General features: G+C 71.6%; 17 protein-coding genes and 1 pseudogene. 9 read left to right on the top strand and 9 right to left on the bottom strand.

The window, feature by feature from the left end:
* Positions 1–307: 307 nt before the first annotated feature.
* A complete protein-coding gene (locus AC07AZ_RS33165) occupies positions 308–1,162 on the top strand; it encodes an alpha/beta fold hydrolase (RefSeq protein WP_478854394.1) in 855 nt (284 codons plus the stop codon).
* A 16-nt stretch (positions 1,163–1,178) separates the two neighbouring features.
* A pseudogene (locus AC07AZ_RS33170) lies at positions 1,179–1,265 on the top strand (IS5/IS1182 family transposase); the annotation flags it as partial.
* 58 nt (positions 1,266–1,323) lie between these two features.
* Here the strand turns inward: AC07AZ_RS33170 and AC07AZ_RS33175 are convergent.
* The 3 genes from AC07AZ_RS33175 to AC07AZ_RS33185 are packed head-to-tail and all read right to left on the bottom strand — an operon-like array spanning position 1,324 to position 3,263.
* On the bottom strand, positions 1,324–1,806 hold the full coding sequence (locus AC07AZ_RS33175; RefSeq protein ID WP_478854396.1) for a hypothetical protein: 483 nt from the start codon (positions 1,804–1,806) through the stop codon (positions 1,324–1,326).
* Between the two features lie 43 nt (positions 1,807–1,849).
* A complete protein-coding gene (locus AC07AZ_RS33180) occupies positions 1,850–2,434 on the bottom strand; it encodes a TetR/AcrR family transcriptional regulator (RefSeq protein WP_478854398.1) in 585 nt (194 codons plus the stop codon).
* Positions 2,427–3,263 carry an alpha/beta fold hydrolase gene (locus tag AC07AZ_RS33185; RefSeq protein WP_478854400.1) on the bottom strand — a complete coding sequence of 279 codons (837 nt, stop codon included), beginning with the start codon at positions 3,261–3,263 and terminating at the stop codon, positions 2,427–2,429. Before AC07AZ_RS33185 ends, AC07AZ_RS33180 begins: the two co-directional genes overlap by 8 nt.
* A gap of 466 nt (positions 3,264–3,729) precedes the next feature.
* Here AC07AZ_RS33185 and AC07AZ_RS33190 point away from each other — a divergent pair, with 466 nt between their 5' ends.
* Entirely contained in the window at positions 3,730–4,254 is a 525-nt protein-coding gene (locus AC07AZ_RS33190) for a GyrI-like domain-containing protein (RefSeq protein ID WP_478854402.1), read from the top strand.
* A 118-nt stretch (positions 4,255–4,372) separates the two neighbouring features.
* Here AC07AZ_RS33190 and AC07AZ_RS33195 read toward each other — a convergent pair whose 3' ends face one another.
* The 5 genes from AC07AZ_RS33195 to AC07AZ_RS33215 all read right to left on the bottom strand — a co-directional run bounded on the left by AC07AZ_RS33195 (position 4,373) and on the right by AC07AZ_RS33215 (position 7,042).
* Positions 4,373–4,642 carry a hypothetical protein gene (locus AC07AZ_RS33195; RefSeq protein WP_478854404.1) on the bottom strand — a complete coding sequence of 90 codons (270 nt, stop codon included), beginning with the start codon at positions 4,640–4,642 and terminating at the stop codon, positions 4,373–4,375.
* A 128-nt stretch (positions 4,643–4,770) separates the two neighbouring features.
* A complete protein-coding gene (locus tag AC07AZ_RS33200; protein WP_478854406.1) occupies positions 4,771–5,181 on the bottom strand; it encodes a pyridoxamine 5'-phosphate oxidase family protein in 411 nt (136 codons plus the stop codon).
* 138 nt (positions 5,182–5,319) lie between these two features.
* Positions 5,320–5,877 carry a Dps family protein gene (locus AC07AZ_RS33205; RefSeq protein ID WP_478854408.1) on the bottom strand — a complete coding sequence of 186 codons (558 nt, stop codon included), beginning with the start codon at positions 5,875–5,877 and terminating at the stop codon, positions 5,320–5,322.
* A 380-nt stretch (positions 5,878–6,257) separates the two neighbouring features.
* Entirely contained in the window at positions 6,258–6,698 is a 441-nt protein-coding gene (locus tag AC07AZ_RS33210) for a cytidine deaminase family protein (protein WP_478854410.1), read from the bottom strand.
* Between the two features lie 212 nt (positions 6,699–6,910).
* On the bottom strand, positions 6,911–7,042 hold the full coding sequence (locus AC07AZ_RS33215; RefSeq protein WP_478854412.1) for a hypothetical protein: 132 nt from the start codon (positions 7,040–7,042) through the stop codon (positions 6,911–6,913).
* 571 nt (positions 7,043–7,613) lie between these two features.
* On the opposite strand from AC07AZ_RS33215, the gene AC07AZ_RS33220 reads away from it, so the two are divergent.
* The 3 genes from AC07AZ_RS33220 (at position 7,614) to AC07AZ_RS33230 (ending at position 8,627) form a co-directional block, all read left to right on the top strand.
* Positions 7,614–7,742, top strand: a complete 129-nt coding sequence (locus AC07AZ_RS33220) for a hypothetical protein (protein WP_478854414.1) — start codon at positions 7,614–7,616, stop codon at positions 7,740–7,742.
* Between the two features lie 121 nt (positions 7,743–7,863).
* The gene (locus AC07AZ_RS33225) at positions 7,864–8,394 is read left to right on the top strand and encodes a hypothetical protein (RefSeq protein ID WP_478854416.1); all 531 of its coding nucleotides are present in this window, start codon (positions 7,864–7,866) and stop codon (positions 8,392–8,394) included.
* The gene (locus AC07AZ_RS33230; protein WP_478854418.1) at positions 8,391–8,627 is read left to right on the top strand and encodes a hypothetical protein; all 237 of its coding nucleotides are present in this window, start codon (positions 8,391–8,393) and stop codon (positions 8,625–8,627) included. Before AC07AZ_RS33225 ends, AC07AZ_RS33230 begins: the two co-directional genes overlap by 4 nt.
* Positions 8,628–8,651: 24 nt before the next feature.
* Here the strand turns inward: AC07AZ_RS33230 and AC07AZ_RS33235 are convergent, their stop codons facing one another.
* A complete protein-coding gene (locus AC07AZ_RS33235; protein WP_478854420.1) occupies positions 8,652–9,659 on the bottom strand; it encodes a DNA polymerase Y family protein in 1,008 nt (335 codons plus the stop codon).
* Between the two features lie 88 nt (positions 9,660–9,747).
* Here AC07AZ_RS33235 and AC07AZ_RS33240 point away from each other — a divergent pair, with 88 nt between their 5' ends.
* The 3 genes from AC07AZ_RS33240 to AC07AZ_RS33250 all read left to right on the top strand — a co-directional run bounded on the left by AC07AZ_RS33240 (position 9,748) and on the right by AC07AZ_RS33250 (position 12,358).
* Complete coding sequence (locus AC07AZ_RS33240) at positions 9,748–10,296, top strand: DUF6233 domain-containing protein (protein WP_478854422.1); 549 nt, start codon at positions 9,748–9,750, stop codon at positions 10,294–10,296.
* Positions 10,297–10,590: 294 nt separating this feature from the next.
* Positions 10,591–10,953, top strand: coding sequence for a gas vesicle protein GvpJ (gvpJ, locus tag AC07AZ_RS33245; protein ID WP_478854424.1), 363 nt, complete (start codon positions 10,591–10,593; stop codon positions 10,951–10,953).
* Between the two features lie 160 nt (positions 10,954–11,113).
* A complete protein-coding gene (locus AC07AZ_RS33250) occupies positions 11,114–12,358 on the top strand; it encodes an MFS transporter (protein WP_478854426.1) in 1,245 nt (414 codons plus the stop codon).
* The last annotated feature ends 156 nt before the right edge of the window (positions 12,359–12,514 follow it).

Consider the following 12,514-nt stretch of genomic DNA (forward strand, 5'->3'; position numbering starts at 1 on the left):
CGGGCGTCCTCTTGGGCTAGTTCGCCGGGGAGGGGGGAGGGGCGCGGGTGGGAGGGGGGGGACGCGGGGAAGGGGGTCATATGGGGCACCCCATCTTTGGTCGGGTGCCCTTCCCACGCCTCCCCGAGGCGGCCCGGCCGGTTCCGTCCGGGACTGAGCCGGTGTGCGGCCCGCGGGGGCCGGCGCAGGTCCGCCGGCTGCGTCGCGTGGGCCTCCCCGCTGCCGTACGGCGCACGCCCGCTCCACCGCGGGTCCCGTCTCCCGGCTCCCCGCAGACGCACAATGGGCGCGGTGAGGAGGCGCAACCATGTCTGAGCGCTTGATGGACGCGGACGGCGTCGAACTGTGCGCCGAGACCTTCGGTGATCCCTCGGACCCGCCGGTCCTGCTCGTCATGGGCATCGGAGCTTCGATGCTCTGGTGGGAGGAGGGCTTCTGCCGGATGCTCGCCGCGGGCGGGCGGTTCGTGATCCGCTACGACCACCGCGACACCGGCCGGTCCCTCACCTACCAGCGGGGCCGACCCGGCTACACCGGCGCGGACCTGGTCGGCGACGTCGTGAGAGTGCTGGACGCCCACGCGATCCCGGCCGCGCACCTGGTGGGCGTCTCGGCCGGAGGGGCGTTCGCGCAGCTGGTCGCGCTCGGCCATGCCGATCGCGTCCTCTCACTCGTCCTGATCAGCACCACCCGCGCGGTCACCGGCGATCGCGAGCTGCCTCCGCCGACCGAGGAGTTCATGCGGTTCGTGTCGTCCGCAGCGGCCGACTGGTCGCACGCCTCCTCCGTGATCGACTATCTGGTCGACCACCAGCGCGTGCTCGCGGGAGGCCGGCGCCCGTTCGACGAGACAGCCGTCCGTGATCTCGCGCGTCGCGACGTCGAGCGTGCGCGTGACTTCGCCGCCGTACGGAACCACGACTCGCTGGAGGACGGCGAACCCGTCCTGGAGCGTCTGTCGTCGATCGCCGCGCCCACGCTGGTCGTCCACGGGACCGCGGATCCACTGTTCCCGTTCCCGCACGGCGAGGCGCTCGCGGAGGAGATCCCCGGCGCGAGGCTGCTGGCCTTGGAGGATGCGGGCCACGGGGTCGACCGAGCCGACTGGGAGTCGATCGTCCAGGCGGTCGTCGCGCATACCTCCGCGGGGGGACAGCGGTAGGTTCCAGTCGTTCAAGTACCGCCGCCTGCTGTGGAAGCGCGGCATCAGACCGATGATCGCCCTGCGTGGCGTGGCCCACGGCTCAGGGCTCGGCAAGGTCCGGTAGAGCGGACCTTTGCTTGTCACGCCCGTAGTGCAAAACAGAGCCCGGGTCTCCGCAGTCACCGGCGCGCTGGGTGCTCGGCTTGATCGTGGGTCGTACTCAACAGGGCTCGCCAGCGCGGTAGCTCGGTGAACGGCACGACCAGGCACAGCACAGTCACCGTTGCGGCGATCCACGTCCCCCACAGCGCCCACGCGGACGCCGCCGCCGCCACGAGATGCAGCACGACCAGCAAGATGGTGACGATGCCCGGCACCGCGACGGGCGCGTCTCCGCCGGGCCGGTCGCCCGGGGTGCTGAAGACGGCAGGCAGCCCGATCAGCAGCAGGACGGCACCGATCGCCAGCGGGATGGAGTGCGACCACAGGGCCCAGGGGGTGCACACCCAAGCGGTCACCTCGCCGGCGACGCGCATGCCGCCTCGGACGTAGTCGTGCCCCGGCCGTTGCGTCTTGGTCCTCGCGGTGCTTACGGCGGCCTCCTGACCTCGATCGGCGAAGGGCGCCTCGGACAACGGCTCGGCCGGAGTCTTCCCGTTCACAGGTGGCTGTGGGGTGGATGGGGAGGGATCGGTGGCGGCCATGTCATCCTTCGGAGGCGTGATCAGGAGGGTCGGCCTGGAAGCCGGCGATCAGGGTGTCGATGAGGAAGTGGAAACTCCGCGTGACGTCGCGGGGCATCCCGAAGGCGCCGGCGCCCTCAAGGGTGACGAACCCGTGAAGTGCTGACCGCATTGCCCGTGCGGAGTCGACTACGCGCGCGTCGGGCAGGCCGAATCCGGCGAGGACGTCGAGCAGAACCTGCAACGCCTCTTCGCTGACGCGGCGGTCCTCCTCGTCACCGGCCGCCGGAGCGGGGAGGGTGGCGGCGTAGCGGCCGGGATGCTCCAGGGCCCAGTCGAGGTAGCTGTCGGCGAACGCCCGGACCGCGTCCGGGCCGGAACGGCCGACGGACTCCCGGGCCAGCCGATGGGCGAATTCGCGCTTGGCCTGGACGGAGATGCCGTGCCGCAGTTCCTGCAGGGAGCCGATGTGCTTGTACAGGGACGGCGGCCGTACGCCGAGCCTGTTGGCCAGCAGACCCATGGTCAGGCCCGTCAAACCGACCTCGTCGGCGAGCGCCGCTCCCGCCGCGACGACGGCGCTCGTATCGAGGCCCGCCCTAGGCACGGGCGTGTGCTTCCAGGAAGGCCAGCATCAAGGACACCGTCTCCTCGGGGTACTGGTCGTGCGGGTAGTGGCCGGCTCCCTCGACCACAGCGAGCTCTCCGACACCGGCCGGCATCGCAGCCACGATCGCCTCGCCCTCGGCGCGCGGATCGACCCAGTCGGGGTCGAGCGAGCCCTGCACGATCAGGGCAGGGCACCGTACGTTGCCCAACTGGGCGCCGGCGTCGGTCGGCGCCGACTGCCCCATCTTCTGCATCGCCCGCATCCGGCCGGGCTCGCCCAGCATCGCCTCGATGCGGGCCAGCCGGTCGGTCCAGTCGGCCGGCTTGCGGCCCGGGTAGGCGTGGTCGAGATAGCGGGACCACAGTCCCACGCTGCCGAACAGGCTGGCGCCGATCAGCCGGAAGGCACCCTTGCGGTAGCTCTTCGAGCGGAAGTCGCCGAGCTTGATCGACTGCGCGCGCGTGAAGGGGCCCAGCTCGACAATGCCTCTGACCAGGCCGGAATCCTGGGCGGCCGCGATGGTGGCGGCGCCGCCGGAGATCGAGTGGCCGACCAGGACGGCCGGGCCGCTGTCGATGTGGCGGATCACCGCGAGTAAATCGCCCGCGATGTCGGTGCGCGAGTAGGAAGGCCATTGCGCGCTCGACTCGCCACAGCCCCGCAGGTCGACCGCGGCCACTCGATACCCCGCCGCCACCAGACGCGGCAGGACGAACCTGTACGCCGCGCGGCTGTCCCCCATGCCGTGTGCCAGGACGACCAGCGGGCCTTCTCCAGCGACCTCGTAGGCGATGGTGCCACCCGGGACGGAGACAAACTCAGCCATGACATCTCCCTGCTCGTTAAGCGCAATAGCTATAAGCTAATGTGACTAGCCAGAAGCTAATACCAATAGCCAGGAGTGTCAACTCCGGCCGGGTGCCAGGTGATTGCGAGGGGGGAAGGTCCAGCTCAGTCCGGGGTGGAGCGCCGGCCGCTGAGCGGGCATGTCACCTGCATGATCCCGGCAAGTGCCGTCCGGTCGGGAACACGCAGTCGCCCTGGGCAGCGACGGCGCCACTCAGGAGGAGGCGGCAGCAGCGGAGCTGCGCGCTCCCACGGGTCATCCGGAACAAGATCAGCACGCACCCGGACGGGCCTGCCCACGAAGATCACCGGGCACAAGACCCACACCTCAGCTCATTCTGGAACGATCAGTCAGGCCGGACCGCGATGAGTTCCGGGCACCGGGCAGGTCTGCACGCCGTAGGTCCGCAATCCGTACGTGAGGACTGGAACAGGGGAGCAGTGTCATGAGCGATCACCGATCCGGCGGAGAGGTCGGCGCCTCCACGCCGCACGTCGTGGTGCTGGACCCGGCGACGACGGCGGTTGTCCGCGGTGTCGTCGCGGTGGCCGACCTCAGAACGTTCTTCGACACCTCCTTCGGTACCCTCGGGCAGGTCCTCGCGGCGCAGCGGCTGACCCTGTTGAGTCCCGCCTTCGGCCTCTATCGCGGCGGGTCACCGGAGGGATTCGACGCGGCCGTCGGGCCGGACGGTGCCCTGGATCTGGAGGTCGGGTTCGTCACGGACCGGGCGGTGCGGCAGGAGAGCGGGGTCGTGGTCGGGGCGCTTCCCGGCGGCAGGGTCGCGCGGTTGACGCACTCCGGGTCGTTCGACGGACTGGGGACCTCGTGGGAGCGGTTGCGCTCGTGGATGCGGTCGCGGGCGGTGCCGGCCGGAGGCGTCAGATGGGAAACCTACGTCACGCGACCCTCGCCGGACATGGACCCGCGTGACCTGCGCACCGAGCTCAACTGGCCGGTGGCCGACTGACGGACCTGTCACGGCGTTCGCGCGTCGCGCCTGTCCACGCGGGCGACCGGGACGCCGTTGAACGGTGTGGAACGTGTGCTCCACACCGTTCAGCGGCCGTCGGCCGCGCGGGCTCGCGTCACGCGGTCACGGGGCCCCGGGCGTCTCCGCTCGTGTAGAGGTCGTCCAGGGAGAGGTCACTCTTCTCGTAGTTGGCCAGGGCCAGTCCGAGGGCGAAGAAGGTCGGCGCCCACTCCCCCACGAAGATGCCCCACCGGTCGGCCCGCTCCAGGTTCTCCTGCTTGTTGGACGCCAGCCAGGAGGCGAGTGACAGGCCGATGGAGCCGAACGCCGCGAGGTAGGCGTGTTCACTCTGGACGCCGGCCTCGTGCAGCTTCCTCACGATCATGGTGTGTCCTCTCGTCAGGTGACGTACTTCGTGGCTTCGGAGCTGTATGCCCCGTTTTTACGGTGTGTCCTGTTTTCGGATGCCGAGGTGCTCCCGGATGCGACCTCACCGGATTGGCGCGGAGCCGGTCAGTGCGGGCGTACCGTTCCCAGGATCCTGGTCACGTTGATCTCGATGACCACGCGCTCGGGGTTGGGCCGGGGCTGCCGGTAGCGGTCGGCGTAGCGTGTCTCGGCGTCGGCGACGGACTGGGGGTCGTCCCTGACCACAGCCGTCCCTTCCAGGGTCGTCCAGCGCCTGCCGTCCACCTGGCTGACAGCGACGGCGGCCTCCGGACCCGCGCCGAGCACGTTGCGCACCTTCTGGCTGGTCCGGCTGGTGATGACCCGCGCGACGGACGTGTGCGGGTCGTAGGTGACTCCCACCGGCACCAGATGCGGTGTTCCGTCCCTGCGGAGCGTGGAGAGGAGACACAGGTGGCGTTCGCGCCAGAAATCAAGGAACTCCGAGGTCACGTGGGGCGTGGGTTGCGTGGTCATGCAGCTGATTCTTCCGCTTTCCGCTTCTCGTCGACGTGCCGTGTACGCCGACCCTCGCGGCCCCGCTCGGCGGCGGGCCGGGCGGCACGCACGCCTCATCGCTCACGGCCGTGAGCCCGCGGCGGTCGGTCGTCGGCGTCAGCCGTCGGCGAGGCCGGCGGCCTGCGCCTCCGTGGTGGCTCCCTCGGTGGACAGCGCACCCCGCGCGCTTTCGAGGTGGGCGCGGACGAACCACTGGAACTGCTCCAGGTCGCGGAGCTGCTCGATGAGGAGGTCCTCCGTCGCGGGGTCGATCTTGCCGACCTCGCCGATCGCGGCGCGCGTGTCCTTGACGACCCCGGTGTAGACGCGGTCGAGGGCGCCGAGGTGGGCGATGGCGTCGGCGCGGCCGATGCTGTAGTCCTCCCAGGTCCGTTCCGCCACGAGCGCGCCGGGCGTCCCCTGCGGGACGCCGCCGAGAGCCGACGTACGTTCCGCGACGTCGTCCGCCATCTCGCGGACGCGGTCGACCTGCGGGTCGAGCATCTCGTGCACGGCGATGAAGTGCGGGCCGACGACGTTCCAGTGCACGTGCTTCAGCGTGAGGTGCAGGTCGTTCAGGCCGTGCAGGCGGCGGCGCAGGACGGTGATGAGCCGTCCGCCCTCCTCCCGTTCGAGGCCCGGAACGGTGTACAGCGGAGTGAAGTCCTCGGTCATGGGTCGGCTCCCGGTGTTCCTGCGGGCGGTGAGGGTGGCTGTCGGTCGACGCCGCTGCGACCGCGGCTCGCCACACTCCCTACTTCCACCGAACCGAAGGCCCCGGTTGCAGTTCCGCGCCTTTTCACTCCGAGAGCGGATGGCTGGTGAAGGCCCCGTGCGCCGGGACGTCCGCGACGGGACCCGAATGCGTTCACCCGCGGCGCATCCGGGGCGACGGGAGTGGCGGAAACGGTCCTCGTCGTCAGCGCATGCGGGTACAACCTCTCAAGGAGTGAACCATGCTGACCCGCGCCGCCGTTGTCCCCGCCTCCGCCGTCGCCGCGCTCGCGCTCGCGGCCCCCCGTCCGGCAGCGCCCGTTCCCGCCCTGTGCGGACGGTCACTCGGCTCGGCCGGGTGATACGGGCTCCTCGGCGTCGATCTGGTGGTCGGCCCACACGTAGCTTTCCGGAAGCAGGTCGGTGATCAGGACGGTCCGCACGCGGTCGCCTGTGCCGACGACGACCTTCAGGGCCGGGAAGTAGTCGAGGAGTACCTGACGGCACCGGCCGCAGGGAGGGACGACGCCGCGATCCCTGTCCCCCACGGCGACGACGGTCTCGAGCTCGTACACGCCCTGGGCGGCCGCCGCGCCGATGAGGACCAGTTCGGCGCAGGGTCCTCCGGTGAAGTGATAGGCGTTCACCGCGGTGACGATCCGCCCGTCCCGGCCGCGGCCCGCTGCCGCCATGGTGTGGTTGTCGCCGCGACAACGAGTACGCGCGACGTCGGCCGCGGCCTCGACGAGTTCGTGGTCGACGTCGTGGGGATATGTGCTCATCTTCCCTGCCCTGTCTTCGTACGTGTCAGGCGACGGTGACGTGAGAAACGGTGAGGCGCAAGCCGATACCGGCCGGGGCACGCCGTCTTGACCCGCTCCGGGGTGTGCTGCACCGCCTCAGCGCATCCCCTCCACTGCCCTCGGCGACGGGGCCGGCGGTCACGCGCGCCGCTTGACTTCCGCTGAGCGCCTGCCGGAGCCGGACTCAGGCGCTACTTCCTCTTGCGGGCCTGGACGACGCCGAAGACAAGGAAGACCAGGATGACGACTCCGAACGACGCCCAGAGCGGAACACCGTCAAGTCCCTTGTAGGCCAGGGCAGTCGAGTCAGCGGACGGTGACACGAGAACTCCTCCGTGGGTCGCGGAGCCAGAGCCGATTGACAGGGCCAGGAGTTCAACGTGCCCCCGGGTTCGCGGTTGACGCCCATGGGGTGCTGGTCCGCGAACGTCTCGCTGTGGACGGGCCGGACCCCTACGTCACGTAAGTCCTCCGCCGCTCGGACTCCTCGACGAGTCGTGTCGCCGAGCGGCGGGCGTCGGTCGCGACGAGCACCTCAACCACCTGCGCAACGGGCTCGTCCGCGGACGGCTGCGGCAGGACGGTGCCGGCTGGCTGCTGGTGCCGGATTCGGTCGTGGAGCCGATGGGTTCCGGACGCCCCAGCGACGCCGTACGGCTGCTGCGCCGGACGAACCGGGCGACCTCCCGTTACCTGGAACGCCGGGACCTGCCACGCCCCAGGGTGCAGTGAGACGCGTTCCGAGCACTCGCGGCGCCGCGACCGGGAGCGTCCCGCACAGCGCTGTAGCCCTACGCCCCTCGGCTGCCGACGCCGGCCAGGGCAAGCGCGTCGGCAGCGCTCCGCCATCCCCTCCCCCCTCATTCACCGAGGGAGAACCGACACACGCACCTCATGATCATCGCTGTCGTCCTGATCACTACCGTCGGCGCGGGGATCGCAGGCTGGTTCGCCGGCCGGTATCCGCGCCCGCAGGCCCGGGCGGAACGGATGCGCCAGGTCATGCGCTCCCCCCACCACTGACCGACGCGGTACCGGTCCGCACTCCACCCCGCCGCTCCCGGGCTTCGGGCGGCGCAAGTGACGTGATCCGGAAGGTCGTCCCGCGGTCCCGCGCCACCAACGCGCCGGGTACGGTGCGCACATGTCCGCGTTCCTCCAGCAACTCCCCGCCCTCCTCGGCGCCGTGATCGGCGCCCTGGGCTCGTACGTGGCTCTCGCGCGCAGCGACCGGGACCGGTTCAGGCGCGAGTGGGCTGCCCGGTGGGAGGAGCGGCGGCTGGAGGTGTACGCCGAGTACGCGCGGTCGTTGAAGAGGTCCGTCACGCTGACCTACCGCGTCGCCGCGCACATGGGCAACGACCCGCATCCCCACCCGTTGTCCGTGACGGAGGCCGAGCCACTGCTGGCGCGGGCGACCGACGACCGCGATCCGTCCGGGGAGGCCCTGATCATGCTGGGCAGCCGGGAGGTGGTGGAGCAGGCGAGGACCTGGGTGACCGTGGTGATGGAGATGGAGCGGTTCCTGCGCGCGGGCACGCGTGACCCGCATGCCTGGCAGGCGTTGCTGGAACGCCAGCGCGCCGGCCGTGAGGGCTACTACGCGGCCGTACGCGAGGACCTTCGGCTGCCGCCGGGGCACCCGGCGCGGTGGCCGACGGCGCCGGACGCGTGAGCCGCGGTGAGGTGCCGGACAAGGCCGACCACCTCGTCACCACGTTCCCCGAGGAGCGGTTCCAGCAGACCTGGCTGGACAGCGCCGGCCTGTACCAGGCCGACTTCCTGGTGGGCCTGCGCTGGGTGATCAGCGCCGACGTGAAGCCCCTGAAGCAGTTCCGGCCCAGGGTCGGCGGCACCATCGTCCACATGTCCGGCATGGGCCCCAGTTCCGCTCCGAGCCCGTCCTGACGCCTCCTCGGCGCGGGGTGCGGGTCATGAGGCGCGCCGGAAGACGGTGGCGGGGCCGATGACCCGCGGGCCGAACTTGTCCCGGACACGGTCGACGGCCTCCTCCGCCGTCAGCCTGGCCTCACGCGCGTCGTCGAGGCTGATCTGCTCGGCGACCCGGTCGGCGCCGACGAGGTCCTCGCCCCTCAGCGCCAGACCTGTCAGGCGTCCGCGCTGCAGACCGGCGGCGTCCATCAACTGGTAGGCCAGGGTGCGCAGGTCGTCGTCGTGCGCGGACGGCGCGGTCAGACGGCGGGTCTTCTCCCAACCGCTGTTGCCGGCGAACCGCAGGGACAGCGTCAGCGCCTGGGCCGCCTGGCCGCGCCCGCGGAGCAACTGCCCCAGTTGCACGACCAGGTCCAGCAGGGCGGCGCGTACCCGGGCACCGTCCAGCGCGTGCCGGGGGAAGGCATGCCGCACCGTCGCGGAGGCGGGCAGGGCCCGGGGCACGACGGGACGCGGGTCGATGCCGCGGGCGCGGTCGGCGGCGAGGCGGCCGGCCCGGCCTCCCAGCAGACGCTGCACCGTGACGGCGGGTACGGCGGCCAGCAGACCGACGCTGTGGATGCCGTAGTCGTACAGTGCCGCCGCCTGGCGTGGGCCGATGCCGTGCAGGGCGTCGACCGGCAGCGTGGCCAGCCAGGCGGCGGCCCGGTCGGGTGCGACGGCCAGCACGCCACCGGGCTCGCCGACGCGGGCGGAGGCGGTGGCCGCGACGGTGACGGAGGGGCCGATACCGACGCGTACGTCGATGCCGAGGCGGGCCAGGGTCCGCACCCGCAGCACCTCCCCCAGGCGGCGGCCGTCGGCGCCGTGATAGCGCAGGGCCCCCTTCAGCTCCACCAGCGCCGCCGTGGGCGGCAGGGCCTGCACCACCGGCGACAGGTCCGCCAGCTGGTCGAGAACCCCCCGGTATGCCTCCTCCCGCAGCCGGTCCGGACACCGCACATGCATCACCGTCGACACCTGACGTGCCGATTGGCCCGCGCTCATGACACTCACCTCCCACACCTCACGTTATCGAACATATAATCGAACACGCGAGAGCGCGACGCGGGATCATGAGCATAGAATCAAAAATATGTTCGATGACCTGCCGCCCGACCTGGAGCGCCTGCACACCCTGCGGGTGTGGCACACGCTCTGGCTGAACCGCATCAACGCCAAGATCGCGGTTGTGGAGCAACGGCAGGCGGAGAAGGAACAGGGCCGCAGGAGCCGGCCCGAGCCGCCGGAGTGGATCGTCGAACTCGGCATCAGCACCGGGCGCCCGCCCGCGCAGGTCCACGCGGGCGACTGCCACATGGCCGGCACACGACGGCGCGCCGTCGGCCGCGACGAAGCCCGGCACCTCCTCGCCACCGGCGTCCGCGCCTGCGTCCACTGCCGGCCCGACGCCCGGCTGCACATCCTCGACTTATGCGGCCACCCACCCGCCTCCACCGCTCCGCGCACCTGCCGCGCCGCCCACACCCGCCCCACCAGGCCGCTCGAACGCTCGTATCGACAGTGGTTATGCTACTTATGCGGCAATAAGAAACTTTTGCCCGAAAGAAGACCATCCGATGACCGGAACTCCCCCACCCCCCGTCACGGAGCCGGACCCGTCCGCGCTGACCTGCGCCGGTGACCTGGTCGGCGCCTGCGCGATCTGCCGACGCAAGACCCACCGGTACGGACGCGGCGGCAGCCCGCTGTGTCAGTGGTGCATGGCCCCCGTCCGGGCGGAATGGGGCCCGGACGTGCGGTTCACCGACACCCGCGCCCGGCTACGGACGTGAGGGGCGGGCAGGTCGGCACGGGTTAACCGGAGGTCTGGAGGAAGGGCAGCTCCGCGGGCACGCCCGTGACGGGCATCGGGAGTCCGCGGCCGGGCAGAAGGAGCGCACGGCACCACACATGGCGAGGGCGAGGGGCTGGTCGTATGACCGTGGCGGGACGACAGGGCGGCGGAGGCTCCAGCGGCCTCTACGACGTCCTGGAGCTCATTCTCGACCGGGGACTGGTGATCGACGCGTATGTCCGGGTCTCCCTGATCGGCATCGAGCTGATCACGATCGACGTACGGATCGTCGTGGCCAGCATCGACACCTACCTGCGCTTCGCCGAGGCCTGCAACCGCCTCGACCTGGAGGCGGGCCCCCGCAAGCCGGCCGGACTGACCGAACTGCCGGGGAAACTCATGGAATCCGGCGCCCAGGCGAAGACCAAGGGCGTCCTGTCCGGCGCCGCCGAGACGCTCGCCGACGCCTTCCAGCAGGCCCGCGACGAGGGACGCCGGAAGTAGGAACGCCCGGGCACGACACAGCGCCTGCCGGCGCCATCGTGGAGACACAACCGTTGGTTGTGCCGAGCCGCGTGCCGGTTGCTTGATCCCCGCGTGCGGGAACCGCTTGGATGCCGGTGGTCCACGGTGGTTGTTCCGAGCGGCGGGAGGCGCGGCGGGTATGGCGGGGAGGCGGGCGCTGGGGAAGCGGTTCGGCTGGCTGTGGGCGGCGTATGCCGTCAGCGCGTACGGCACCGGGCTGCGGTTCGGCGCGTTCACCGTGATCGCGGTGCTCGTACTGCACTCCGGCCCGACCCAGGTGGCGGCGCTGTCCGCCGCGGGGCGGGCGGTGGGAGCCCTGGTCGCGGTGCCGCTGGGTCCATGGGTGGAGTTCCGCCGCAAGCGGCCGGTCATGGTGGCGATGGACCTAATCCGGTGCGCGGCGCTGCTGAGCGTCCCCGCCGCCTTCGCCCTCGGCCGGCTCACCTTCGCCCAGCTCCTCATCGTGTCCGTCGCCGTCGCCGCGGCGGACATCGCCTTCAGGGCGGCGGGCGGTGCCTGTCTCAAGGCGCTCCTCCCGCCGGGAGACCTGCTCGTCGCCAACGGCCGGTTCGAGTCCACGACATGGACCGCGACGGTGGTCGGGCCACCGCTCGGCGGGGCGGCGATCGGGATGTTCGGCCCGATGACGACCGTGCTGGCCGACGCCGTCAGTCATCTGCTCTCGGCGCTGGGAATCCGCGCCATCGGCGGCGGCGAACCCCGCCCCGCACGCGCGACCGCGCACCGGCCGCGCGGAGCGGATCTGCTCGAAGGCTGGCGCCACATCCTCGCCCACCCCGTCCTGCGCCCGCTGTTCTTCAACACGCTGGCGGTCAACGGCCTGATCATGGCGACGGAGCCGCTGCTCGCGGTGCTCCTGCTCGGGCCCCTGGGTTTCGCGCCCTGGCAGTACGGTCTCGCGTTCGCGGCCCCCTGCGTCGGTGGCCTGGTGGGCGCACGCCTGGCCCGGCGGCTCGTCACCCGGTTCGGGCTGCACAAGGTGATGCTCACGTCCGGGGCGCTGCGCGCGTGCTGGTCCGTCGGTCTGGCGTTCGTCGGGCCCGGTCCTGCGGGGATCGCGCTCATCATCGCCGTCCAACTCGGCCTGGTGACCTGCTGCGGCCTGTTCAACCCGGTGCTGGCCACCTACCGGCTCGACCACACCGCCCCCGACCGGGTCGCCCGTACGCTGACCGCGTGGTCGGTCAGCACCAGTACGGCCATCGCGGCGCTGACCGCCGCGTGGGGTGTGCTGGCCACGGTCGCCGGTACCCGCACCGCGATCGCGGCCGCGGGAGTCCTCCTCCTGGCCACCCCGCTCCTGCTGCCGCGCCGCGAAAGCGCGCCCCACGGGACGAGGGAACAGGCCGCGAACCTCGCCTGACAGGGGCCGGCCCGTAATCCGCAGGAGGTGTGCGTGCCTCGCACGCCGGAGGGGGGGGGGGGGGGGGGGGGGGGGGGGGGGGGGGGGGGGGGGGGGGGGGGACGGGGGGGGGGGGGGGGGTGGGGGGGGAGGGGGGGGGGGGGGGGGGGGGGGTAT

Source organism: Streptomyces sp. NPDC043878 (genome assembly GCF_056435735.1).